A 25,420-nucleotide genomic window follows, 5' to 3' on the forward strand; every position below is an offset into this window, starting at 1 on the left:
CGTAGCATCCCACGGAAGTCCTAGAAAGCCGAGCGCGATGGTATGGGGATGAGAGGGGTTGCCGAGATGAAACTATGTCCAAATCCACCGCTGCCCCTGTTCATCACTTGATCGGCTTGGAGTTCGACCCAAGGAATAAGCCCCAGCATTACTGCTGAGGCTGGTGTTTTATGGTCAGCTGGGGGCCGCTACCAGTTTATGTGTCGCGACAAATCCACTGATCAAATTTGATGCTAAATCGTCGTCGTTTAGGCAGCGGCTACGTCGGAACGTTCTGAATAATTGCAGATATTTTGATGTTCTTCATGCCGTTCCAACGTCTCCGACCACTTCCTCAACTCGGATAGTTTAAGCGCGTTCTGCACCCGGATGTCTGAACTGATCAGCACCCACTTCTATCTGTAACTCCTTTTGGTTGGGACATTTTCTGGTGTCACAACATGAACGTTGGAAATCGCTGCAATCAAAGGATCAGGCGTCAGCTTGTGATGATGTAGGAAGGCGTGAAAGACATTCTCCAAATCAACGCCTAGGTCATGATATAAAACAAAGCTGAGGCGACCAGTCTTAATCAGCGCCCTGTTATCTTTGTCGAGGTCGTGGGCCACGTAAATATCGGGCAGCAACCCGCTATGCTCAAGAGCATTCAGGATAGTATGGTTCCCTCCACCCATCGAGTAAACTGCATGCAAATAATCCATATCTTCTACAGCGCGATGCAGGATGCGGGACGTCTCATGAAGAACGCCGCGTCCACCGCTCACATCTACGATGCGCAACTTTGGGCACAGTCGTTTCAAGGTGAGCTTGAAAGCCGCTTCCCGTTCTTCCTCTCCGAGGAACCGATCATTGCTACGTGAGGTTAGGACCGTGCCAGAGACATCGCCAACTGTTTTGTTGATCAGATAAGCTGCTGTTCTGCCAGCACTTTGATTATCAAGCCCGACATAGGCGATGCGCTGTGTCGCCGTCAGGTCGGTGACAAGCGTGACGACGGGGATGCCCAATGCGATCAGTTTATTGACCGCCGTGCGCACAGTGGGGACATCGCGCACCTTGAGACACACACCGTGGCTTCCACGCTTGGCGATACGCGCGAGGACCTGCACGACGTCCACTTCATCCATGATTTCGTGCATCACAAAGCGCGGGCGGCAAACGGCACTGCCGATCCGTGGCAACACGCCTTCAGCAGCTTGTTTGATCTCTCGACTGAAGCGGTCTGGTGCCTCAATGACAAAATCAAAAAACATACGCCGTCCTCGCGCAGCAAGCTGGGCCTCTTGTCCTTCAAGTTCAGAAATCGCAGCTGCGACCCGTGCCTTGGTTTGTGGGCTGACATGTGCACGATCGTTAATCGCACGGTCGATCGTAGCCGTGCTAAGCCCTGATTGTTGGGCTATTTCTTTCAATGGAAAGCGATGGGTCATTGATGTGTTATTGATGTATTTTGATGATCTAATCAAGGCTGTGTTGCTGCATGTTATCTTCAACAACAGGAGATGAACCATGAAAGATCACACCGAATCCAAAGGTGGATATTTTGATACTGACGCCTGCGACCTAACCGCATTTGAAACGCTGATTGAGCAAACGCTGAATCCTGCATCAGTCCCGCAGGCGAGTGACATCCAAAAGAACACGCCGATTTACGACATGTCGTCGCTTCGGGCATCCCTCAACGACAAGGTGACGCGTCAGCACCTTATGACTGAATGGGCGCATGTGCTGCTGAAAGGTCCAGGCGTTTTGGTCCTACGTGGGGCTTATGCCGACACAGGCGTATTGGACGAAGCAACATCGGTTTATGAGACCATCATCGCCACTGAAAAGCTGGCAAACGGCGGTGGCGGGGACCATTTTGCAGCGTTAGGTTCCAATGACCGTATTTGGAATTCCCTACAAAAACTCTGCGAAGAAGCACCCGATGTGTTTCTGCGGTATTTTGCCAATACATCCATCGCTGCGGTGTGCGAGGCGTGGCTAGGGCCGAATTATCAAATGACTGCGCAGATTAATCTGGTGCACCCTGGTGGTGCTGCGCAACAAGCCCACAGGGATTATCACCTTGGTTTCCAAACAGCTGAGATAAGTGCTGAATACCCCGCACACGTGCATGACCTTTCACCCGCCCTAACGCTACAAGGTGCAATCGCTCACTGCGATATGCCAATCGAGAGTGGGCCTACCAAACTGCTGCCATTCTCTCAGTTCTTCCGAGCGGGCTATGCCGCTTGGCGCCGGACAGATTTTCGCGCGTCATTCGAAGAACACCATATCCAACTGCCGCTGGTGAAGGGCGATGCTCTGTTTTTCAATCCTGCGCTGTTTCATGCTGCTGGTGCCAACACGAGTGACGGCATTCATCGAATGGCAAACCTGTTGCAAGTGTCGTCTGCTTTTGGACGTGCCATGGAGACGGTAGATCGTCAGAAGATGTGCAAGCTTCTTTACCCATTTGCTGTGGCATCCCATAACGAAGCCACTTTAAGCGCTGCTGAATTGACCGCGTCACTTGCTGCGACGGCAGAGGGGTATTCTTTTCCAACCAATTTGGACCGAGATCCACCCAAAGGGGGCCTCGCACCCGAAACCCAGCATGCACTGTTCGCACGGGCAATCGCCGAGGACATGAATGAACAAGAGTTTGCGGTTCAACTTGATCGATTGATTACTAATCAAAGTGCGTAGCAGCAGTTTAGTCCCGTAGTTTGCTCGGCTGACTAAGGATTTGAAAAGACGCAAAGCAGTCATTAGCGGTTTTCTGATATTTGCCATATTGGGCTAGCTGCTACCAATTTCTACGCGGCTTACCAACAAGTAACCGAGCTTACATTAATGAAGATATTTTTGCTTTTTGAGACGAAAAAACGGTCATGCTCGGGAGGAGTTGAGCATGACCGTTCTTATGTATCCGCGCCTCGGTGCGTCTCGGGAGGAGAAGAAGCAAGGCGCGTCTTCGCCAACATTGCTCGGGAGGAGGTGAGCGCTGTCAGCGGTATTTTCGGTTCCACCCGGGAGGAGGTGGGCGGTTCCGAAACTGGTGTTTCGAGCATTGCTTCGGGAAAGAGGTTGTCTGCTGGCCTTGTCAGGATCTGACTGTTTTAGTGAGGTGGGACAGATCCGAATTTATGTCTTACGCGCCGTAAGCGGCCTCATGGGCAATCTGCTGGATAGATGATGGCGCGATTCCAAGATCTTGCAGGTCGCGTGCTGAACATTGCTCAAGTTCTTTAAGTGTCGTCTGGTAGATTTTACGCTTGGCCACTTTTTCATCCAACTGAGCGCGGAACGTCTCAAAACGAGATCTCAGTGATGTGCCAGAGAAGAATGTAGCGGTTAATGTTGTCATGTAGGCACCCGATTTCATTAATTATTTGTGCGTCTCTTGTCGTCAGCATATGACTAGGATGTATGATTATGCTGCAGTTGCACAATGGCACTTTTGGCAATGCCGCCATGCAGCATTTGCATGAATGCCGCTGATGGGGGCGGCGTCCATATTAACCAGGGTCAATTTTTAAGCGTTGTGGATGCAGTGCTGTCATTTGCGGTGCTAAAGCAGGGCCTTGCCCTCTAGTCCGCGATTGACCTTGCCCCGTGTTCTTTTATTGTTCCCAAAATGGGCAGACGATACGCATCACCCGCTGATCTGGACACACGGTTGTTTCATGACGAAACGACACACATCACTGCGACGTGCTGTTCATGTAAGCGTGTTGTTGTGGTGACGCCGGATAAGCTGCCTATTGATATTGATCGGCACGATTTTGAACGGCGGTCGGTGTGCAAGAGTTGCGGCGCGAAATGGCCGCAGATTGTGCGGTATCCAGCGCCGAAAAGTTGGTGGTGAGTGACTTTTGACGGATTTGATCTGGTTCGACTTTATATCGAATGTTTGCGTTTGTGTGTGGTGGTCTTCCTGGCCTTTACCGAAGGTTGGAGCGTGGGTTCGAACTGCGGCAATTGAAAATAACACAATTTTCAATGTTTTGGGGCCCTGAAGTGATCTAGTGATAAGTAACTTGTGGTCAGTAGCGCGCCACTAAAGTCTTGCGCGGCGGCGTAAGCGCCAGGAAATGCGATGCATCTGATACCTGCATTCAGTGCGGCTTGCATGCTGGTTTCTGTATCTTCCACCGCAATGCAACTTTGCGTTTTTAGGCCGAGATCAGACAACGCTTTTGTGTAAATTTCCGGGCTTGGCTTTGGTTTGGTCACCATCGCATCATTGCCGACGAACGCAAAGTCATCGCGCGTTACCTGACTGCTGAGTGCAGAAAACACAGCATCAATATTTGCATTTGAAGTGGATGTAACGAACGCCAACTCTATGTTGTTTTTTTTAGCAAACTGAATGACGTTGTCGATGCCAAGACGCAGTGGAACGTTGCCGTCGGCCATAAAGGCATCAAAAATCTCAGTCTTACGCTGGTGTAGGATATTGGCATCCACGTTGATGCCTTGTTGGAAAGCATAGTCCTGGATCCTGTTACGTCCACCTGACTTTTTAAGCAAAAGCTTGTAGGTGTCGATAGACCAATTCCAGTCGAGTCCAGCTTCTGCAAAAGCGCGATTGAATGCACGACGCTGAATGTCTGAAGTTTCAACAAGTGTGCCGATCGATCCAAAAAGGATTGCTCTGACCGTCATGACGTATGCCTCCTGTCGATTTAGCAGCCCAATAATATCACGGGCCAATCACTGGCGCGACTACTCCATCAACGGGACTACTGAATAAAGATAGCGCAAGTCTCGCCTTAGAACAGAAGTGCGTGAAAAACGCCCGCATCTTAGTGTTAAGGAAGATGCGGCTTTACTGTTCGGATTTCAGCTTGAGCTTTCACAAGGGACCAATGGTTTCGAATATACTTAAAAAACTGATATTTAGCCATCAATGCGGAAAAGGAATGGCTGTGTCCATGTGAAAAAATAAGCGGGCGTAGCATCCCACTGAAGTCCTAGAGATCCGAGCGCGATGGTATGGGGATGCGTGAGGTTGCCAAGATAGAAAGGCGGTCAAATCCACCGCTGCCCTCATTCACCACTTGATCAACATGGAGTTTCACCTCAGGAATAAGCCCCCAGCATCGCTGCTGAGGCTGCTGTTTGGTGGTCAGTCCGGTTTGGTCTCAAGCTGCAATGGATTCCATGTCAATATAATGTGGTAGCGGCTCACTGGGGGCCACTACAGGTTTACGTGTTGCGACAAATCCACTGATAAAATCTGATGTTAAATCGTCATGGTTCAGGCAGCGGCGACGTCGGAACAGTTGGAATAATTGGAGATATTTTGATGTTTTTCATGCTGTTCCGACTGTTCCGACGTCTCCGACCACTTTCGCAACTCGGACAGTTTAAGCGGGTTCTGCACTCGGATGAGGCAGGGCCTTGCTCTAGTCGTATTTTATCTGAATGTAGACCGCGACACCCTAGACCCGACCAACAGTTTCACCCGCGATGTTCGCAAGGTTGGCCACTTCGGCACTGGTGATCTGGAGGTGACGGTCATTTCAAAATCGAACTCCGACAAAGCCAAGCCGCTGATCGAACAAAGCAATGAAAGTGCGTATTTTTTTCAGCACAGCCCGCGTCGTAAAAGGAATGGCTGCGTCCAAGTGGGATTATGGGCGGTCGTAGCATCCCATGGAAGTCCTAGAGAACTGAGCGCGATGTTATGGGGATGCATCAGGTTGCCGAGATGAAGCTGTGGCCAAATCCACCGCTGCCCTTTGTCAGAAGAATTAAACGGTTCTCGGTGTTTTACGGCTACTATTTGGCCAGGTTGGACACGTCAGCCAAGAACGTGTCTGCCTTATACGGGTAGCGACGAGATAGTAGCCATCCGACAGCACCTTCTTGAGGCAATCGAGACTGGTGATCCCAATTTTGAGGTCTAATAAAAGGCTTATTATTTTTTATATGGCGTTGAGCCAGCTTTCTAGCCCGCTTGTTGCCAATAATTGGGCGGCAAGAGGTGGGTATGAAACTCGGTGAAGCCACCTCAGGAAATAAGGCAAAGATTTCCGCCCGACCAGCCGCGCTCAGGCTGAGCTGCGCCTGATGGCCTAGATAAAGGCTCTCGGCAGGAACCTTGTTGGCATAGACGATTGCATGCTCATCAAGGAGGATGTGAAAGTAAGTTACGTGTTTTAAATCAGTGGCTATATCGACCCCCTCAATTGCCAGCAGATGCTTGGCTGCGACTATGACTTCTGTGCTTCCGAACATCCGTTCAGCCACGCGAGATGCAATCAAGATACGATGTTGGGGTGATACAACCAAGTCGCGATCACAATTTTCATGGCCAATAACATTATGACTGATACGGATCGGACGAAGATTATCGCTTTCAGCCAGTTTGTGGGCATCAAGGTGGCGGCGACCAATCCAGCGAAGCGGTTGTAACCCGCTATCAAGGGTTTGTATGAGGTCTCCCACTTGCAAGTCTTCTATTGGAATTTCGCCGCCTGCAGTTGTGATCAACGTCCCCTCTGCAAAACAGACAACACCAGCACTGTCGCTGCCCGCTGCAGAGGTGTTGCCTGCCGCATCGGTAATAACTGCCGAGACGGTAATGGTATCGTCATGTGCTGGCGCGTCATAATCAACGAGGACTACGCCGGTAGTGATATGATCATCAGTTAGCTCCACGGTTTGGGTGGGCGCGGTTGGGTCTGAGGAGGTGATCGTGAGCGTGTCGCCCGCAAGCGTTTCCGCTGGCAATTCAATCGTAACATCAACCTGACCGGACGATTCCGCGCCGCTGATCAGGCCATCATTATCTGTGTCTTCCGCGATGCTCACGGTTGGGGCATTTGGTGCGGCCGTGTTGACAAAATAGGCTGCAGCGTCTGTCGCAGTCGCCGTGTTGCCTGCGGCGTCTGTCGTGGTGACGCTCGCATCAATGGCGGTGTCGTTTGCGAGATCGCTGCCCGCAACATTAATCGAGAAGCTGCCATCGGCGGCGACAGGCCCAGTATAAAGGGTGTTGTTGACCGTAAGGGTCACGGTGTCGGCTTCAGCCACGTCGCCGGCGGTCGTGCCGGTGATCGCGATGATCGCCCCTGCTTCAGCCGCATTAATAATATTGTCTGGTGTGATGTCAGTGTCGAGCGTGATCGATGCGGCGGCGGACAGGTCGAGGGTGGCACTGTCGCTGCCCGCTGCAGAGGTGTTGCCTGCCGCATCGGTAATAACTGCCGAGACGGTAATGGTATCGTCATGTGCTGGCGCGTCATAATCAACGAGGACTACGCCGGTAGTGATATGATCATCAGTTAGCTCCACGGTTTGGGTGGGCGCGGTTGGGTCTGAGGAGGTGATTGTGAGCGTGTCGCCCGCAAGCGTTTCCGCTGGCAATTCAATCGTAACATCAACCTGACCGGACGATTCCGCGCCGCTGATCAGGCCATCATTATCTGTGTCTTCCGCGATGCTCACGGTTGGGGCATTTGGTGCGGCCGTGTTGACAAAATAGGCTGCAGCGTCTGTCGCAGTCGCCGTGTTGCCTGCGGCGTCTGTCGTGGTGACGCTCGCATCAATGGCGGTGTCGTTTGCGAGATCGCTGCCCGCAACATTAATCGAGAAGCTGCCATCGGCGGCGACAGGCCCAGTATAAAGGGTGTTGTTGACCGTAAGGGTCACGGTGTCGGCTTCAGCCACGTCGCCGGCGGTCGTGCCGGTGATCGCGATGATCGCCCCTGCTTCAGCCGCATTAATAATATTGTCTGGTGTGATGTCAGTGTCGAGCGTGATCGATGCGGCGGCGGACAGGTCGAGGGTGGCACTGTCGCTGCCCGCTGCAGAGGTGTTGCCTGCCGCATCGGTAATAACTGCCGAGACGGTAATGGTATCGTCATGTGCTGGCGCGTCATAATCAACGAGGACTACGCCGGTAGTGATATGATCATCAGTTAGCTCCACGGTTTGGGTGGGCGCGGTTGGGTCTGAGGAGGTGATCGTGAGCGTGTCGCCCGCAAGCGTTTCCGCTGGCAATTCAATCGTAACATCAACCTGACCGGACGATTCCGCGCCGCTGATCAGGCCATCATTATCTGTGTCTTCCGCGATGCTCACGGTTGGGGCATTTGGTGCGGCCGTGTTGACAAAATAGGCTGCAGCGTCTGTCGCAGTCGCCGTGTTGCCTGCGGCGTCTGTCGTGGTGACGCTCGCATCAATGGCGGTGTCGTTTGCGAGATCGCTGCCCGCAACATTAATCGAGAAGCTGCCATCGGCGGCGACAGGCCCAGTATAAAGGGTGTTGTTGACCGTAAGGGTCACGGTGTCGGCTTCAGCCACGTCGCCGGCGGTCGTGCCGGTGATCGCGATGATCGCCCCTGCTTCAGCCGCATTAATAATATTGTCTGGTGTGATGTCAGTGTCGAGCGTGATCGATGCGGCGGCGGACAGGTCGAGGGTGGCACTGTCGCTGCCCGCTGCAGAGGTGTTGCCTGCCGCATCGGTAATAACTGCCGAGACGGTAATGGTATCGTCATGTGCTGGCGCGTCATAATCAACGAGGACTACGCCGGTAGTGATATGATCATCAGTTAGCTCCACGGTTTGGGTGGGCGCGGTTGGGTCTGAGGAGGTGATTGTGAGCGTGTCGCCCGCAAGCGTTTCCGCTGGCAATTCAATCGTAACATCAACCTGACCGGACGATTCCGCGCCGCTGATCAGGCCATCATTATCTGTGTCTTCCGCGATGCTCACGGTTGGGGCATTTGGTGCGGCCGTGTTGACAAAATAGGCTGCAGCGTCTGTCGCAGTCGCCGTGTTGCCTGCGGCGTCTGTCGTGGTGACGCTCGCATCAATGGCGGTGTCGTTTGCGAGATCGCTGCCCGCAACATTAATCGAGAAGCTGCCATCGGCGGCGACAGGCCCAGTATAAAGGGTGTTGTTGACCGTAAGGGTCACGGTGTCGGCTTCAGCCACGTCGCCGGCGGTCGTGCCGGTGATCGCCCCTGCTTCAGCCGCATTAATAATATTGTCTGGTGTGATGTCAGTGTCGAGCGTGATCGATGCGGCGGCGGACAGGTCGAGGGTGGCACTGTCGCTGCCCGCTGCAGAGGTGTTGCCTGCCGCATCGGTAATAACTGCCGAGACGGTAATGGTATCGTCATGTGCTGGCGCGTCATAATCAACGAGGACTACGCCGGTAGTGATATGATCATCAGTTAGCTCCACGGTTTGGGTGGGCGCGGTTGGGTCTGAGGAGGTGATTGTGAGCGTGTCGCCCGCAAGCGTTTCCGCTGGCAATTCAATCGTAACATCAACCTGACCGGACGATTCCGCGCCGCTGATCAGGCCATCATTATCTGTGTCTTCCGCGATGCTCACGGTTGGGGCATTTGGTGCGGCCGTGTTGACAAAATAGGCTGCAGCGTCTGTCGCAGTCGCCGTGTTGCCTGCGGCGTCTGTCGTGGTGACGCTCGCATCAATGGCGGTGTCGTTTGCGAGATCGCTGCCCGCAACATTAATCGAGAAGCTGCCATCGGCGGCGACAGGCCCAGTATAAAGGGTGTTGTTGACCGTAAGGGTCACGGTGTCGGCTTCAGCCACGTCGCCGGCGGTCGTGCCGGTGATCGCGATGATCGCCCCTGCTTCAGCCGCATTAATAATATTGTCTGGTGTGATGTCAGTGTCGAGCGTGATCGATGCGGCGGCGGACAGGTCGAGGGTGGCACTGTCGCTGCCCGCTGCAGAGGTGTTGCCTGCCGCATCGGTAATAACTGCCGAGACGGTAATGGTATCGTCATGTGCTGGCGCGTCATAATCAACGAGGACTACGCCGGTAGTGATATGATCATCAGTTAGCTCCACGGTTTGGGTGGGCGCGGTTGGGTCTGAGGAGGTGATCGTGAGCGTGTCGCCCGCAAGCGTTTCCGCTGGCAATTCAATCGTAACATCAACCTGACCGGACGATTCCGCGCCGCTGATCAGGCCATCATTATCTGTGTCTTCCGTGATGCTCACGGTTGGAGCATCTGTTGCGGTTTCATCGAGAACGCAAACAGGGTGGATCTCATCAACCGATGCAACGTCGATTTTCAAGGATGAGGTCCCAGAGTTGAGCGGATCTACCGCGTCAACGGTTGTATAGGTCGTCACAGGGCCTGGCCCATTGTAATTCGGGGCTGGCGTAAAGGTGTAGCCGCCGTCAGAATTGATCGTCAGATCACCCTCAGTGCGGAACGCGGTCTGACCGGCAACATAAGTCGTGGACCCTACGACAAAACTGGTAACTGTTGTGGTCGGTGTAGCGGTGAATAGCCTCCCATCTTCTATTAGTGTATCCTCTTGGGTGGTTACTGTGTTGTCGACGAACTCGATGCTTTCGATTCCGGTGAACGCTACTGATCCAGTTTCGTTTCCGTCGTCATCCAACTGCACAACCGTGCCGCTTTCAGGATCGAGCAGGTTGTCTAGATCAATCCTGTGGTCACCAAAATCTTTCAGAACTAGAACATCAAAGTCGCTGCCAACCTCGCCACCATCAACCACATCGCCTATGCCGCCATAAATAACGTCGGACCCACCACCAGCAGACAGGCTGTCTGCACCAGCCCCACCATCCAGAACGTCAGCACCGTCACCGCCGAGGAGGGTATCGTTGCCGCTGCCCGTGGTGATGTGGAATTCTTCAACCCCTGTATAGGTCGTGCCACCAAGCACGCCACCGTGGCTATCGGCGCCTGTAACAGTGTTGGTGACGGCTGTCGTTGCCGTGGAAAAGTCCATGACAAGACGGTCGTGTCCGGCACCTGCCGCGACTGCCCCTGCGCCACCAGCGTCTTTGACGATATCGTTGCCAGCCCCTGTGACGATGGTGTCAGCTGAAATTCCGGACGAAACAACATCATTGCCAGTTCCGGTGGTTATCGCATTCGCGCCTTCGCCACCTTCGATGTTGTTGTTACCATTGCCGGCGGTGATTGTGTCGATGCCACTGCCGCTTAAAATGGTATTGTTGCCGTGCCCAACTGCGATCGTATTGGCACCTTCGCCGCTGTCGATATAGTTGTCGCCGTCCCCTACAGTGAATCCGTCGATGCCACTGCCGCTGATAATGGTGTTGTTACCAGATCCGGCCGTGATCGTATTGGCCCCGCCCGTGCCTGCATCAATGCAGTTATCGCCGTTCCCAACCGAGATCGTGTCAATGCCGCTGCCGCTGAGTATGGTATTGTTGCCAAATCCAGTTGGCCCAGCGGTGATGGTATTCGCGCCGTCTCCGCCTTCGATATAATTGTTGCCAGTCCCCACGGTGATCCCGTCAATGCCGCTGCCGCTGATAATGGTATTGTTACCTGATCCGGCTGTGATCGTATTGGCCCCGATTGTGCCCGCATCAATATAGTTGTCACCGTTGCCCGCAATGATCCCGTCGATGCCGCTGCCGCTAATTATGGTATTGTTGCCAGACCCAGTCGGGCCAACCGTGATCGTATTGGCCCCGATTGTGCCCGCATCAATATAGTTGTCGCCGTTTCCAACGATGATCCCGTCAATGCCACTGCCGCTGATGATCGTGTTATTCCCAGACCCGACAGTGATCGTGTTGCCCCCGGTCGTGCCAGCATCGATGACGTTGTCGCCATCCAGAAACGTCAGCGTGTCGATGCCGGATCCGGTCGACACTGTGTAATGCTCGATCGATGATCCGGTTACGGTGACCGTGCCTTTATCGCTGCCAATGGTAGTGGTGGTGCCCGTGACCGCGGCCGTTGTCGCACTATAGTCGACCACCAGCCGGTCTTCACCAGACCCGCCATTGACCACATCGCTACCGCCGGTGACGGTTATGACATTGTCACCGGCATTGCCGGAAACTGTGTCGTCCCCGCTAGAATCTGTCACATTTATTAGCGCTTCGCCTGACAGAACTAGCCCTGAAACGCCGTTGCCAATGACCAGCGCAATGTTTTGTGACGACGATCCGCCAACGATGGTAATATAGTTTTTTGTGACTGTCACGGTCTCGTCGCTATAGCCGGGCGACAATTCAATTGTATCGCCTTGGCTTGCAGCATCTATGGCAGCTTCGATGTTAGGATAACCACTAGGACCAACAGTAAGGGCTGCCATTTTACTCTTCTCCACAGGGTTTACTTGATCATTGCAACAAGCGCGGGGCTCATCAAAGTCATGCGGTGAAAGATGCTATACAGGGCGTGTTATGGCCGTATCAAGTGCCTGTTAGGACATGTGTGGCTATACTAAAGTATAGTTCTGGGCGTTTTAACAGATGCGAACTGCAAAGTAATTTCATCGAGTGAAAACGGATACATAACTATTATAAAAATAGGTTTGAAAGCACTTCAAACAGCATGCCATTGGGTATAAATTTCCAGAGCTTGTGACGCTGCTATGACGTTTGATATGACAAATATTCAGAACTGATGTGCCCGTGAGTCAGCCACTGACCTGCCGATATGTGCAAACGTAACTGGTTCGCCTTTGAACCCATCAGAACCCATCAGAACCCAAGCTCATCCCGATCAAGATAGCGCTATAAAGTAGATGAAGATAACGACTTTTCATCTGGGGACTATCAAGATGAGTGCGAAGACCGGACCCCACGCGACCTCAGCTATAGCAACCTTTGTCGACCGACGGATACTTGAGTTGCGCTACAAGAAAAATCAATGTGACATAGCTTTTGAGGCTGGTTTCACAAATCCGAACATGCTGACGGTGATTAAGAAGGGAAACAGTAAGCTGGCGCTGGACAGGGTTGCTACAATGGCTGCCAGTCTAGAAGTCGATCCGAAATATCTGCTCCGGATTACGTTAGAGCAGAGCGGCAACGAGACGGTCCTGCAAGTTTTCGACGAAGTCATTGGAACAGTCGTTTCCAAGAAGGAAGTTGGTTGGTTGCAGTTGCTGCGCGAAGCGTCTGACAACAGCGACCCCGCCGTGACCACGCGTGCGCGCTCAACCGTTCTCTCGATATTTGGCAAATAGGAGCTGGCAATGCATCGACAGACAAAACCTACCATGCACGAATTGAGCGGCAATGAACTCGCTTGGATCGAGTTTCTGCGCCTGCTCAGCTATGATCAAGTGCCAACTCCGACATTGGCAGCCATTCAAGCATTGCGACTGACACTGACAGGGAGGGAATTGAAGATCTGCAGCCGTGATTGCGCCTAGATCGGCTCCACCCTCAACATGTTTTCTGTTCAGAATGAACTCAGCCTTATTCTCGAACGTGTATCATGTGTCACTGTGGCAGTCTGGTGCCTGCTTATGCGGGAGAATCGGGAAGCTGGTGAAAGTCCAGCACGTGCTCAACGCTGTGAAGGTGATGATCTCTGCGAATGCCACTGGAGTAATCCGGGAAGGCGCTTTGATCAGAAGACCCTAAGTCAGAAGACCGGCCAGACAGCACAGCTTGTTCCACGAGGACGGTGGGGCGGGCACTTACACGTATTGTTGGGGACCAAACAATGCCAAACACATCAGCGCTGGCTCAGGCCGCACCCTTTTCTGAATCTGAACGCAATGCCGTTTATAAAGCCATCTATACCCGCCGTGATGTGCGCGATCAATTCCTGCCTGATCCGCTTTCGGACAAGGTATTACTCAGATTGCTCGATGCGGCGCACCATGCGCCGTCGGTAGGCTTCGTGCAGCCGTGGAATTTTATTGTCATCCGCAGTTCGGCAGACCGTGAACGGATTTGGCAGGCCTTTAGAGGTGCGAACGACGAAGCCGCCGCTATGTTTAGCGGTGAACGGCAGTCCACTTACCAGTCACTGAAGCTTGAAGGGATCCGCAAGGCACCAGTGAATATCTGTGTGACCTGTGATCGGACGCGCGGCGGCGATGTCGTGCTGGGCCGAACCCACAACTCAAGCATGGATCTATACAGCACAGTCTGCGCCATCCAGAACCTTTGGCTTGCCGCCCGGGCCGAAGGGGTCGGTATGGGTTGGGTAAGTATTTTCCATGATGCTGACCTGAAGCGTATTCTCGCGATCCCCGACCGGATCGAGATTGTTGGCTACCTCTGTCTTGGATATGTTGATCAGCTTTATGAATGTCCCGAACTTGAAGTCAAAGGTTGGAACCGGCGCGCGCCGCTTGAAGACCTTATTTTTGATGGAAAATGGCAGGGCGGCCTATAAGAGATCACAGGTGTCATACGTCTATTGCCCGACAAACATCGACCTTATCGTAGCTACGATTATGATAATACAAGCTGCACAGATGGCGCCGTTAGGGATCTTTTTCTTTTGGTTTTTCAAAGCATGTTTGTTTTGCTTTAATTGTTCCACTGTCATTTTTGTCATATTTTATCCTTACGTCTTTGATGTCAGAGCAGACTTCGTTGAGCACCCTGTCTCCTTGGCGATCCGGTAACAGAACCGGTTCGCAACCTATTACTATAACCTAGTGCGATAATTTTGAGATTCAGCGTTCCGTTCATCAAGGGTCCAAAAAACGGCCCAAAAACCGCTCGTTTAGACAAGAAATGACTGCGTCCATGTGAGTTTATGGGCAGGCGTAGCATCCCAATCGAAGTCCTGGAGATCCGAGTGCATTGTTATGGGGATGCGTAAGGTTGCCGAGAGAAAAGAGCGGTCAAATCCACCACTACCATTGTTCATCACCTGTTTGGCTTGGAGTTCCAACTCAAACGCAGCAGCCCCAACATTGCTGCTGATGCTGCTGCGTTTGATCGTCTTATTTATTCAACTGGCGTGTTATGGTTTCGCTTCACAGCGATGATGCTGGAACGGGCCCATTTACTTTCACCGCCAGGGAGCTGAGCAGGCGGGTGGGGATCCTTCGTTCAAAGGCCGTCGTATTCGTATGTGATCAGATGTTCTGCATGTTCCCTAATGCCACTTCGTTTGATGCCTATCTTATCCAGCTGTTCGTCGTTCAACTCTTGCAAGACCGACTGCATTTGTCTGATCTGGACTTGGACATGCAGGTTTTTGAAGCTTTTGCGTATTCTAGTTGCGATGTGGCCGACGGCGGTGGCTGCGTCCTCAAGGGCATGTTGGGCCCAGTGGAACGTGCTGCCTGCTGTGTTGCTATGCATTTTCATTTGCGAGTTCTTTCTGTGATTGCTCGAACGCAATTTGTGGGATGTCTGATTGGGATATTCCGATATCCAAAAGGTCTCGGTTCGACAAAGCGTTGAGCTCCGTCAGGGATCGCCGATACCTTGCAGTCTTTATCTTTGCTTCTGCGGCTGCGTTGCGGTGACTCATATAGCGCGTGCGCAGTTCAGTCAGACCTGACGTCAGCCAGCTATTCGTGTGGGAAACTACCATTGGCATGGTGCAACTCCTATCATTTTTCTGCAGCGCAGTATTAATGCTGCACTGCAGAAATGGCACTTGCAGGCCACGCTTCCAACCCTCTGAATCCGCATAGGGGCTATGTCGAACAGGAAGGGAACCATCAAAGCATCCACGTGGAGGCGACAGCCTGAAGGGCATCTAGTCCTAGCGCGTCGGCACGCTCTGCAATCATTTCAGGTGTCTTGGTTGGTGGGGCATTGTGTCAGACCAAATGTCTGATGCCATTTACTTAGACTTTACGCACAACTTATTGAGTTTTTACAAAACATATCAATTATGGTAATGATCTAATGCTATGAACGTATCTACTCTAACAGACAACAAGGGAGCGCTAAGTGAGGCAACAAATTGTTTACGGATGGAATTTCATATTTAATGCTGAAATAAGTCCACTTCGTCACATTCCAGATGTTGCCGTGCGGCATTATGTTTTGCAGGCGCTTGCGCTCATGTGGGCTGTTACTTTTGCCGTTGCAATCGGTAGCTATACCCTTCTTGCAGCAAGTATCATTGGCCATGCTGTCTTGATAGCCGCAGCAGCAATTACGGTAGCAACTTATACTGCCGCTGCGAAAAAGCCTACGTTGTTTGAGCGTGGATCAGGTCGCCGTAGTGATGGTGAGCACGATTAAGGCTTAGTTCTCACAGTGGCGCTCTAGAACTAAACCTTGCTCCTTTTGAAGCTTACTGCCTAAAGCAGATATGGCCTTCCAAGGGGCCCCACAGTAACTCTAGCAAATGCGCAACGGCGTTTCGTTTTGTGTCTGTGCTAGAAACCGCATGACATTGGTCTCTTTTCGATACCCCACATGTCGTTGTGGCGAAACCCGAATTTTTTAGCTCATCAGCGCCTCCTGCTGTCTGGGGCCGTGGCGGTGTATGCCGCGCGCGTATGGTGATCAGAAATTGTATTAACAGTCGTGTTCCAAGGATATCTTGGTGTTAGCCGTCTGGGCAGGCGATCTCTAGCTTAGGAATCTTCAATGTCGTTGGAGGACTGGTTAGGGCCAGAACATAGCGAAGAAGGTGATAATCAATGAATATTCCAAAATCTACTAAACATGCAATTTGGGGTGCAGTTGGCGGCGCAGTCGCCGCAATGGTGATAGGCTTTTCATGGGGCGGATGGATAACCGATGGTGCTGCGGCCAATATGCAAATAACCGTGGCGCAAACAGCGGTCGTCCAAGCGTTTACACCGCTTTGCGTCGTCAAAGCCGAACAGCAACCAGAACAAATTAACTTGATGCTTGAACTGAGCCGCTATCAGCGCGACGATTTTGTGATCGAAGCTGGCTGGATCGACAACGTGAGCGAACAATATCGCTCAGGAGTCGCGGATGCTTGTGCTGGCTCCATCGTGGCGGGAACGGGGTGATACAGGCATTGCGCGTGCAGTCGTTCGGGTTACACGGCGCATACAAATTCTACCAAGGAGCTTTCTCATCTCGAGAAGTAAACGACCGGAAAGGTCAATAATATGAGCTATCGCGACCCCCAGCAACCATCTCGTGACATTTCATTCATCAAAGCTGGCGCGCTATTCGTCGCCGCTATCTTAGCACTGGCCCTTCTCTTTGGCTCGTTTTACACCATCGACCAAGGTGAACGCGGTGTTGTTCTGCGCAACGGTGGATTTATCGGCGTTTCTGATCCTGGCTTGAACTTCAAAATGCCAATCTTTGACCAAGTTGTTCCGATCGACGTGCGCAACAACGTCCGCACTTACTCTGATCTCGCTGCCTACTCGAAAGACCAACAGACGGCGATTATGCGTGTCTCGGTCAATTACAGTGTGCCAGCGGATCGCGTGGCCGATGTCTACAACACATATGGCTCCATCGAGGCGATGCTGATGCGTGTTCTTGATCCACAGGTGTTCGATGAACTCAAAACAGTTTTTGGTCAGTTTAACGCTGTGACTGCCATTCAGGATCGAGCGCGGCTTTCTGCCGATATCCAGAGTGCTATTCGGGAAGCTGTCGTTGGGCCCTTGCTGATCACCAACATTCAGATTGAAAACATCGACTTCTCCGACGTTTATGAGAACTCAATCGAGGACCGGATGTTGGCAGAAGTTGAGGTGCAACGTGTGCGCCAAAACGCTGAGCGTGAGAAGATCACCGCTGAGATTACGGTTATTCAGGCTCAAGCAGAAGCGGACTCATCTTTAGCGCGTGCACGTGCTGACGCAGAAGCAACTCGACTACGTGGTGAAGCGGAAGCTTTTGCGATCTCGGCGCGTGGCGAAGCGTTACGTGACAGCCCAAACCTTGTTGAGTTGACCAAGGCTGAACGCTGGAATGGTATTCTACCAACGTCGATGATCCCCGGCACAGCAGTTCCGTTCCTCGACGTTTCGCCCGACTTGTAAGTCAACGGCATACTGAAGATACGACAAGGGCGCTTCGGCGCCCTTTTTTGTGGTTTGACCACGGTCCAACGCAGCTACCCAATGTATGGGCGAAGTGGTCGGGCTTGGGCACGTATGACCGCTACTGCTACAGTAGCCCTATGGTCGGATTTGAGTGTCTGGAGTTAAGGGAGTGGCAGCAGCAGAAGGCTGAAATCAGCACCGCCGATCCCACCAACAAGTTGACAAAAGGTTGACAAAAGGTTGACAAAAAGCCCCAAAGTGTCAGCTATCTATAACAAAAGGTAAACCAATTTGGTTGACAAAACACCGATAGTTGTAGGTGGCTGACACGAAGGGCAAACAAAATGTCAACCACTTGTCAATAAAATCAACCGCTTAGGAAGCAATTGGTTGACAGAATGGCCTGACAAAAAAATTCCGATCATTTAGGCAACCAAATAAGCCCTAGATCCACGCCGGAATAACCATTCATCTACCAAAGCATCTGCAAGAATATGTGGATAAAACGATGCTAAAAAAAAGCCGCGTCTCTACCTTTCTTAAAAGATTAAGAAAGAAAGAAAGTAAGAGAACAGGTGCGGCTCTAATGCACACATCAAAATCCATACATCCGGATGTAAGCCCAGGCTCAGGTTCAAATACAGCAACAGGCCAAACCGCGCGCATACAGAGCACCCAGCACGTCAAAGCAACACCGACAGCGTAGATACATACGGAACAGCACTGGTGACTCTAATATGAAGCCCCAGCACTAAGCACACCAGTCAGACAATTCGCTAAGAACACGCGCACCAAAGCAAAAGCAGATAAACCCAAAGCCATGAGGAATACTCCAAGAACGCACGTGAGAGGGCTAAGCTGGATTTCGACCGCGTCCCAATCTGATCCATCTTTGCCCAAGAAACAAAACCTCCTGAGCCAGATCCATGGAAACACCTGTTTATATGGCATCACAAGTGCGTCCAATATGGGGGGCGAAATTCGATATGATGAAGGAACTTGCTGTTGTTGCTTTGAAGTAAGAAGCAAAGGAACAGCTTGGCATTGACCTGTATGGCCTCAGCATCGCTCGTCAGGCGCTGAAAAGCTAGATAGCCGTTTCCACCCCATCAGGTTTGAGCCATCGTCGAGAGACGCTGCGGCACGCACGTCTTGACACGTAGGGCGGGAAGCAGACCTTCGCTGCCAGTGCACATCCTTTCCCATATTACGTCGAAAGCTGACATTCGACGCTGGAAATTTGATCCATGATTGGGCTGTTCATCTCAGATAAATAACGGCCCGATAGGTTTCGTGCAGAAGTGGTGGTTACCCCCGCTGTTCCTTGACGGCGTCCAACAGGTTCTTGGCCCCGGGCGTTGTGGCTACGCTGATCACGCACGAAGCCCCTTTCTTCAGTAAATGGGGAGTTACCTCCGAGCAAGGCCTGCCGAATCGGGTCCCGCGCAAGAATACAACTTGAACTGGCAACCACCCGAGAATTTATTTTGCTTCGCAACACTTGGCCGAAAAGGGCACACACCTTACCGACCTGCGCTGCGCCCCAAGCATGCAATTCTGTTGACAACATCGGCCCGCAAGGACGATCATAGGTTTAACGTCTTATAGCATTGGCTATGTTGGACTTTGCAGGCCGCACTACGAACAGCGTCAGCTAATATGCATTTCGAGAATGGGACAACGATCAAAAAATACACGGGGCACGATAATTGACGCAGGCGACTTTGGATTGTTTTTCGCGGGACACACAGAATAAGCTCAGATCCTTGGATTGCATGGTGATGCGGTCCCAGCTTCGAGCCGACGCCTCACCATTCCTCGGACTTGCACTAGTCGCTGAGAAATTACCAGAAGCCAAGGATGCGCTTCACGCGCTGTCGGATTGGCGACTTGATGTCTTGATGCAGAAATTTGGATATGCGGTTAGTTGGGTAATTTGCGCGACACTGTCCGAACACTATGGCGAAGATGGCAATGCCAAGGTTTGGCCATTGGTTGAGGATGTCTTGGGGAGGACATTGAAACTTCCGGAAGAGCGCAAACTAATCAATGGAGCTTTTCACCGGTCATGCCAAAAACTCGGTCTCGCATCCGACGGGTTTGACCGTTCTGTTCAAGCTTTCCAGATACACGCGGGCGTATCGCGTTCCCAGTTGCACCATCTGGCGAGAGTTTTCATCGCTCAGGAACGCTCGATCGGATTGCCCGATCAAGATGACATCGTTTTGTTGAATCGCTGGGAGGATGATGCCCTTCACTTCTTGGATGCAGGCGTGCACGTGTTGCAACGCCCCATCTTAATGGATCATTCTGCTTGGATGGCGTCGGCCTATGTTGACTGGCGTCGGGATCAGAATGCGCTTCTGGAAAAATCAAGCTATCTGAAACACTTTGGTGAACAATTGCAGAAGGTCTTCGACGGCGCGGGCGGCCCAGCGACCCGGATCGCTCCCGTCCCCCGTCTTGTCTGGGAGGACGGGCGTCCACAATTGTCCATCCCGGGGCAAGAGCAGCGCTACAAGATATTTCTTGATGGCGAGTTGCATAGGGTTCGTGCCGGGCGTCTTTGGCCTCTGCCTTTTCCACTTCCCGCCGAAGTCACATGGCAAGGAAACAGACCAGGGTGCATCCGCCTGTTTCAGACCACGGATTTTGTCGTGTTCGACAGCAACACCGGTCGCCAGGTCGAACTGACGTCCCGCGTTGTCGGCGACGAAACACGGCTCAGTGGAGTGGTCGCGACCGCCATCGTGGTTGCAAGGGAAAGCTTCTCTGTAAATGGCGAACCGAGCCGGGAAACGGCGCCTGATCTCTACAGCGCCAACGCCGACCTTCGTTCGGGTAAGATAGTTCTGGCGCAAGGCTCAAAACATTGGACGCTTGGCGGTGTGCGTCGGCCGCAAATCTCGATACATGGCCAACCAGTTGCAAAAGGCCTGGGCGGTCCGAACCTTTGGGGGCCCGAAGCCGAAGTGGAGCTCGATTTCGGCTCCAGTGAATTGCTTGCTGGACATACTGACGGTAAACATCGTCGCGCCTTCGTCCGTGTCGAGACGCAAGGCGATGCGATAGATATGGAAATCGAAGCAGATGGGCGCGGAACCGCGACAGTGAACATCGCTGCGTTCGTAGAAGCTGTCGGCTTGGCTCCTAATGGCGACCCGGAAGCGCTTTCGCTCACGCTGCTCCGCACGAACGCTGACTCGACCGAACGGGTCCTGACGCGCTTCAAGCGAAAGCTGATTGTCTGGCCTGGTTTCCGAGCGCTGGAAGGCGTGCTCATCCGGTCTGAGGACCCACCGCGAAACTTCATCGATGCCGAGGCAAGGCATGTGGTGCGTGACGACGCTGGTTTCCTGTGTCTCGAACGGAGTGGGGGATATGTAGAGGGGCGAATAGCCTTTGAAATTGGCGGGCAAGTCAGCCTGTTTACCCTTCGCGCAAAACTCTTGTCGGGCGTTTTGGAGCGCGTTGATGGAACGGTGATGCCGTGGAAACTCGGCAGTGTCATCGTCAAAGGCTCGGTGACAAAGAGCGATGCTCTTGTGCTGACATCCCCGGACGAGCGCGCGAGTCTGAAAATTGGCTCCCGAATTATTGTTAATCCATTTCGAGAAAGACCCACCTACGCGATACCGATCGCCACTCTGGACGGCGGAGACATCGTGCACGTGTCGGAAGCAGGTGCCCCAACTCTGATCGCGACCGTGGAGAGCGCGTCGATGCCGTCGGATGTTACCATCCGAACTTGGGCCGGAGGCTCTCGTATTTCGTTCAAGATGCCGTTCAATATCGGCGGGATCATGGTGACGCTCCAAACGGAGAATGGTCACAGAGATCAGAGTGAAGTGAGCTTTGACCGTCTTCCTGCTACCCTTTCATGTCAGTTTTGGCTGCTTGCTCCCAAGGTGGACGGGAAGAAAGTGGAAATTGAACTTTTCGGAGCGCCTTTGAATGGCCTGAACTTGATTACCCTCAAGGTGCGTAGCGTCGGGGAGAAAGATTGGACTCAACTCAGCAACGCAAGGGATGATTTTTACGCCTTCCCACTTATTGCTGGCGCTGCGGCTGAGCCTTCTGCATCTGCCCTTTGCAGGCTCGAGGACTGGCTCTCAAGATGCTACGCACCTGATGTATGGGACGGAGGCCTTGGGAGGGCTCTGCAACATCGCTGGTCGACACTTGTCGATCAAGTCTCCCTTCTGCCGGGTGGCACCGAGCGACTGCTTTTGCTGTCCCTGCAAGAGGATGAACTTGACTGGTTGCCGATGCAGCACGTTATTCAGGAAATTCCGACACTGTTCGCCGCCCCTGCAATCAAATTCCATGGGTTCTCCAGTTCCAATGGTGCGGATCGTATCTTGAGAGTGATCGCCGATGCATCTTCTCGTCGGCTGCGTGATTTGGATATCAGTCCGATGGCTATGCTTGCGTTTCCCAATGCGAAGCGGGCGGATATGGCAGGAGAAAAGCTTCGCAACTTCCGACCCAGTAGTTTGCCAGTAATCTTCTCGACACTGGCCGAGAAGCCGAGTGAATGGCTGGCCAAAGACGCGCTTGGACCTGACCATGCCTGGACGGGCCTGAATCTCTTGCGCGATCGTATCGAAACCCACGAGTTTCTTGGGGCAGGCGAGGCTGATGCGCGGATGTCGCTGCGAAGTGCCGATATTAATCGCACGTCTGTCGCGTTACGAGATCCAATTTTGTTGGATCGGTGCCTGAGCACGGAAAATGAAAACGATGTGTCTGTCCACATGATCGAACGGGCTCTTGCATCGTTTGCGGTCCGAAGTCGCGAGGGTGCCGAGGCCGTCGAAGCCATGATAGAGAGGGCGTCGACGAAAACTGGTCTTAGCAAAGGTAAAGTTCTCGCGTCAGTAGGTGAAATGATACGGTTGGGCAGAGAAATCTTCATCTTCCATCTGATCACTGCCGAGATCGAAAAAAGGAGCAGGCCGTGAAAGACCATGTAAGTGGAGAAATCGGCGCGGCAGAGTTGGACCCACTCCAATTCCGCAGAACGCTCGAGGCGCGCATTCGAAGCTTTACGATTGCCGCTGCCGCCGTCTCCCCGGTCGTCGCGCCTGCGCTGGGTGAGGCCATCAGCAAGATGATCGAAGGGGAGACTCTCATAAGGGGGCCTTTTGTCGAAAGCTTGCCTGATTTCGAGAAGGGAGAGTCGATCGAACAGCTGGTCTCGGAAAAGGTGTTGTCCGAGAAGTGGCAAGGGATGTTAAAAAAAAGCGCCTAATCTTTGGAGACGGCCGCTGCATCGCCACCAGCAAGCTGCAATTGGCCGTGATGACAATTACATCGTCGCCACGGGAACGGGCTCGGGGAAAACGGAATCCTTTTTATTCCCATTGATCGACGACATCATGCGCCTCGGTATCAGCAAGCCTGGGATCAAGGCGATCCTCGTTTACCCCCTGAACGCGCTGGCCACCGACCAGATGTTCCGTATCGCGCGTTTGCTTTTCAACGAACTTGACGATCCGAAGATTACGCTCGGGCGCTTCACGGGGCAGACCACCCCCGGTGCAAGCCGTTCGGAGATCGAGCGCGAAATCCTGTCGTCACCCAGCTTTGAGGACGCCTTCCCCGGCGTTCAAAAAGCGCCATCTGGATGGCTGCTTTCTCGCTCCGAAATGCTTGAGACGCCACCAGACATTCTTATAACGAACTATGCGATGCTTGAGCATGTGTTGCTGTTGCCCCGAAATCGAGCGCTACTGAAAGATGCCGATCTCCGCTGGCTCGTTCTGGACGAGTTGCACACCTACGCCGGCGCCCAAGCGATCGAAGTTGCATTTCTAATTCGAAAATTGAAGGCTAATCTCGGCATGTCGACCGGGACCCTACGGTGCGTTGGGACGTCTGCGAGCTTGGACCCAGAGCGAAAGGACGACTTGTCGAAGTTCGCGTCAGATCTCTTCAACGAGCCGTTCGGTGCCGGTGACGCTGCGGTCATCACCGGCGAGCGCGAACTCCATCCGCGCTTGCGCGAAGACCTGACGACCCATTCGCTCGCCCCGGAAGACTGGGTTTCGCTCGGAGAAGGGTTGGCGCGTCTGCGTAAAGACGGCGGCCTTTCCCCGGAAGAAGAGCGCTTTCACCTTGAAAACTGGAACGAGGAGCTGGGCTCCTTCTTACCACTCAGAGGCGACGATTTCGGCGAAGCGCTGTTAACGGCTCTTTCGACCCTGAACGAGGTCCGTCAGGTTGCCACTGCGCTCCATAACAAGGCGAGCGGCTTGATGCTGCTCGAGCGCTTGGCTGGGGTCATATTTGACGGCGTGGAGCAGGAATTGGCCGAACGCGCGCTGATTGCACTCGTGAATGTCGCAGTTCTCGCGGTGCCACGACATGGGGGTGGGTTTCCCCTTCTTCCAGCCCGTTACCACATTGCCGCGACCACGATTGAGGGAGCATTGGTCGAACTTTCGGCGGATGCGCCGGAAAGATGGAGCCGGGTGCTTGCAGGAAAAGTGGGGCGAGACGCCACCAGCGACGCCCCAGCTGCCTTTCCGTTGCTCGTGTGCAGGACGTGTGGCGAACCTTACATTGAAGCTTGGGACGATGGGCGCCGATTGGCCGCTCTTCCACCTCGCAACAACAAGGGCGAACGGACTGTTCTCCGTTTGATCGGCACTGCGCCGGCAGCTTTGGACGAAGAAGAGGACGAAGACGAAAAAACGGAATTCGTTCACATTGATCCGCGAACCGGCTCGATCGAAGACGATCCGGGAGAGGGGATCATCTCGCTCCAAGTTGCCGAGTGCGTTGATGACGACCATGATCGAAAGAAATACGTGAAAGCCTGCTTGGCGTGCGGGGAGAAGAAGGGTGCCTTTGCCGAACCTCTGACGACTATCTACGCAGGTGACGAGTCCACTTCGGCTATGGCCACGCAAACGCTGCTCGAAGCACTACCCGCCAAACTCGACTCAGACGCGCCGATGCAGGGCCGTTCACTGCTCGCTTTCTCTGACAATCGACAGGACGCCGCATTCTTTGCTCCGTTCCTCGAACGGATTTCGAGGGTCGAGGCCGTCCGTGGGGCTATCATAGATGCTGTTCGTTCCGAAGAAGATCTATCGATCACCAACCTCTCGGCGGAAGTTGGTGCACGTCTCAAGAAGCATCGATTCCGCGTTTTCGACAGAGGCGATCAATCGGCCCCGCTCTCTGGAACAGAGCTGAAGGACCGGATGACGGCCCTTGTGACAGCGGAAATTACACTCGGTGGACGTGGCCGGGGTTCGCTCGAAGCATACGGCCTGCTCTCAGTCGCGCACGATGGCTTGGACAAGATTGAGCGTCGCGTGTCCCAAAGTCTGGAAGACCACGGTAAGCCGCATTTGAGCGCTTACGCCTCCGGTGTGATGCGTCTGATTTTGATGATGATGCGTCAGAGCCGGGCAATCTCCGATTTGGATGGCCGCCTGGATCTCGGTGATGAAGCGATTTGGGGACGAGGACTGGGATCGGAGCGTATCTCCTGGGAACTTCGAAAAGAAAGCAACGCCTCGCGAATTCGCCGAGTCCTGCCGACGAGGCCACGCGATAAGACCCGGTTGATCTGGGTGTTGTGCGACCGGCTCGGATTGTCGCGAGAAGACGCGGATACCATTGCGGAAGCGTGTTGGGACGAAATGGTTTGGTCTTGTCACGGTTTAGTTCCGGTCTCTTTCGAACAATGTTTGCTATGAAGGAG

General features: G+C 53.1%; 16 protein-coding genes and 1 riboswitch. Of the genes, 10 read left to right on the forward strand and 6 right to left on the reverse strand.

The genetic code is table 11. The features are described 5' to 3' along the window. Positions 1–395: 395 nt before the first annotated feature. Entirely contained in the window at positions 396–1,430 is a 1,035-nt protein-coding gene (locus OAN307_RS05550) for a LacI family DNA-binding transcriptional regulator (RefSeq protein ID WP_015498838.1), read from the reverse strand. Positions 1,431–1,509: 79 nt separating this feature from the next. Here OAN307_RS05550 and OAN307_RS05555 point away from each other — a divergent pair, with 79 nt between their 5' ends. After that, a complete protein-coding gene (locus tag OAN307_RS05555) occupies positions 1,510–2,691 on the forward strand; it encodes a phytanoyl-CoA dioxygenase family protein (RefSeq protein ID WP_015498839.1) in 1,182 nt (393 codons plus the stop codon). A 445-nt stretch (positions 2,692–3,136) separates the two neighbouring features. On the opposite strand, the gene OAN307_RS05560 is transcribed toward OAN307_RS05555, so the two are convergent. The 3 genes from OAN307_RS05560 to OAN307_RS05580 form a co-directional block, all read right to left on the reverse strand. Beyond that, positions 3,137–3,352: a DUF1127 domain-containing protein gene (locus OAN307_RS05560; protein ID WP_015498840.1), complete on the reverse strand. Its 216-nt coding sequence runs from the start codon at positions 3,350–3,352 to the stop codon at positions 3,137–3,139. Between the two features lie 632 nt (positions 3,353–3,984). After that, positions 3,985–4,653 carry an HAD family hydrolase gene (locus tag OAN307_RS05570; RefSeq protein ID WP_015498842.1) on the reverse strand — a complete coding sequence of 223 codons (669 nt, stop codon included), beginning with the start codon at positions 4,651–4,653 and terminating at the stop codon, positions 3,985–3,987. A 1,119-nt stretch (positions 4,654–5,772) separates the two neighbouring features. Beyond that, positions 5,773–12,090 carry an Ig-like domain-containing protein gene (locus tag OAN307_RS05580; RefSeq protein ID WP_015498844.1) on the reverse strand — a complete coding sequence of 2,106 codons (6,318 nt, stop codon included), beginning with the start codon at positions 12,088–12,090 and terminating at the stop codon, positions 5,773–5,775. 435 nt (positions 12,091–12,525) lie between these two features. Here OAN307_RS05580 and OAN307_RS05585 point away from each other — a divergent pair, with 435 nt between their 5' ends. The 3 genes from OAN307_RS05585 (at position 12,526) to bluB (ending at position 14,135) form a co-directional block, all read left to right on the forward strand. After that, positions 12,526–12,969, forward strand: a complete 444-nt coding sequence (locus tag OAN307_RS05585) for a helix-turn-helix transcriptional regulator (RefSeq protein ID WP_015498845.1) — start codon at positions 12,526–12,528, stop codon at positions 12,967–12,969. 9 nt (positions 12,970–12,978) lie between these two features. Then, the gene (locus OAN307_RS05590) at positions 12,979–13,158 is read left to right on the forward strand and encodes a hypothetical protein (protein ID WP_015498846.1); all 180 of its coding nucleotides are present in this window, start codon (positions 12,979–12,981) and stop codon (positions 13,156–13,158) included. 67 nt (positions 13,159–13,225) lie between these two features. Next, positions 13,226–13,404: riboswitch (cobalamin riboswitch) on the forward strand. A gap of 50 nt (positions 13,405–13,454) precedes the next feature. Further along, on the forward strand, positions 13,455–14,135 hold the full coding sequence (gene bluB / locus OAN307_RS05595) for a 5,6-dimethylbenzimidazole synthase (RefSeq protein ID WP_015498847.1): 681 nt from the start codon (positions 13,455–13,457) through the stop codon (positions 14,133–14,135). Between the two features lie 668 nt (positions 14,136–14,803). Here the strand turns inward: bluB and OAN307_RS05605 are convergent. Then, positions 14,804–15,058: a hypothetical protein gene (locus tag OAN307_RS05605; protein WP_245540972.1), complete on the reverse strand. Its 255-nt coding sequence runs from the start codon at positions 15,056–15,058 to the stop codon at positions 14,804–14,806. After that, on the reverse strand, positions 15,051–15,299 hold the full coding sequence (locus tag OAN307_RS05610; RefSeq protein WP_044043265.1) for a DUF1127 domain-containing protein: 249 nt from the start codon (positions 15,297–15,299) through the stop codon (positions 15,051–15,053). Before OAN307_RS05610 ends, OAN307_RS05605 begins: the two co-directional genes overlap by 8 nt. Before the next feature lie 359 nt (positions 15,300–15,658). Here OAN307_RS05610 and OAN307_RS05615 point away from each other — a divergent pair, with 359 nt between their 5' ends. From OAN307_RS05615 to OAN307_RS05640, 6 genes are all read left to right on the forward strand, one after another. Further along, positions 15,659–15,955 (forward strand): hypothetical protein, encoded by a 297-nt coding sequence (locus tag OAN307_RS05615; RefSeq protein ID WP_015498850.1) that lies wholly within the window; start codon positions 15,659–15,661, stop codon positions 15,953–15,955. Between the two features lie 404 nt (positions 15,956–16,359). Continuing rightward, positions 16,360–16,701, forward strand: coding sequence for a hypothetical protein (locus OAN307_RS05620; protein WP_015498851.1), 342 nt, complete (start codon positions 16,360–16,362; stop codon positions 16,699–16,701). Between the two features lie 102 nt (positions 16,702–16,803). Next, positions 16,804–17,697: a prohibitin family protein gene (locus tag OAN307_RS05625; RefSeq protein WP_015498852.1), complete on the forward strand. Its 894-nt coding sequence runs from the start codon at positions 16,804–16,806 to the stop codon at positions 17,695–17,697. Between the two features lie 1,784 nt (positions 17,698–19,481). Then, positions 19,482–22,664 (forward strand): hypothetical protein, encoded by a 3,183-nt coding sequence (locus OAN307_RS05630; protein ID WP_144055509.1) that lies wholly within the window; start codon positions 19,482–19,484, stop codon positions 22,662–22,664. Then, a complete protein-coding gene (locus tag OAN307_RS05635; RefSeq protein ID WP_044043268.1) occupies positions 22,661–22,954 on the forward strand; it encodes a hypothetical protein in 294 nt (97 codons plus the stop codon). Before OAN307_RS05630 ends, OAN307_RS05635 begins: the two co-directional genes overlap by 4 nt. Positions 22,955–22,994: 40 nt before the next feature. Continuing rightward, on the forward strand, positions 22,995–25,415 hold the full coding sequence (locus OAN307_RS05640) for a DEAD/DEAH box helicase (protein WP_275450649.1): 2,421 nt from the start codon (positions 22,995–22,997) through the stop codon (positions 25,413–25,415). Positions 25,416–25,420 lie beyond the last annotated feature (5 nt).

This window comes from Octadecabacter antarcticus 307 (assembly GCF_000155675.2).
Taxonomy (GTDB): Bacteria; Pseudomonadota; Alphaproteobacteria; order Rhodobacterales; family Rhodobacteraceae; genus Octadecabacter; species Octadecabacter antarcticus.

Bases quoted from the DNA above. Each gene is read 5' to 3' on its own strand.
- OAN307_RS05550 (WP_015498838.1), bottom strand. From the start codon at position 1,430: ATGACCCATCGCTTTCCATTGAAAGAAATAGCCCAACAATCAGGGCTT.
- OAN307_RS05555 (WP_015498839.1), top strand. From the start codon at position 1,510: ATGAAAGATCACACCGAATCCAAAGGTGGATATTTTGATACTGACGCC.
- OAN307_RS05560 (WP_015498840.1), bottom strand. From the start codon at position 3,352: ATGACAACATTAACCGCTACATTCTTCTCTGGCACATCACTGAGATCT.
- OAN307_RS05570 (WP_015498842.1), bottom strand. From the start codon at position 4,653: ATGACGGTCAGAGCAATCCTTTTTGGATCGATCGGCACACTTGTTGAA.
- OAN307_RS05580 (WP_015498844.1), bottom strand. From the start codon at position 12,090: ATGGCAGCCCTTACTGTTGGTCCTAGTGGTTATCCTAACATCGAAGCT.
- OAN307_RS05585 (WP_015498845.1), top strand. From the start codon at position 12,526: ATGAAGATAACGACTTTTCATCTGGGGACTATCAAGATGAGTGCGAAG.
- OAN307_RS05590 (WP_015498846.1), top strand. From the start codon at position 12,979: ATGCATCGACAGACAAAACCTACCATGCACGAATTGAGCGGCAATGAA.
- bluB (WP_015498847.1), top strand. From the start codon at position 13,455: ATGCCAAACACATCAGCGCTGGCTCAGGCCGCACCCTTTTCTGAATCT.
- OAN307_RS05605 (WP_245540972.1), bottom strand. From the start codon at position 15,058: ATGCATAGCAACACAGCAGGCAGCACGTTCCACTGGGCCCAACATGCC.
- OAN307_RS05610 (WP_044043265.1), bottom strand. From the start codon at position 15,299: ATGCCAATGGTAGTTTCCCACACGAATAGCTGGCTGACGTCAGGTCTG.
- OAN307_RS05620 (WP_015498851.1), top strand. From the start codon at position 16,360: ATGAATATTCCAAAATCTACTAAACATGCAATTTGGGGTGCAGTTGGC.
- OAN307_RS05625 (WP_015498852.1), top strand. From the start codon at position 16,804: ATGAGCTATCGCGACCCCCAGCAACCATCTCGTGACATTTCATTCATC.
- OAN307_RS05630 (WP_144055509.1), top strand. From the start codon at position 19,482: ATGCGGTCCCAGCTTCGAGCCGACGCCTCACCATTCCTCGGACTTGCA.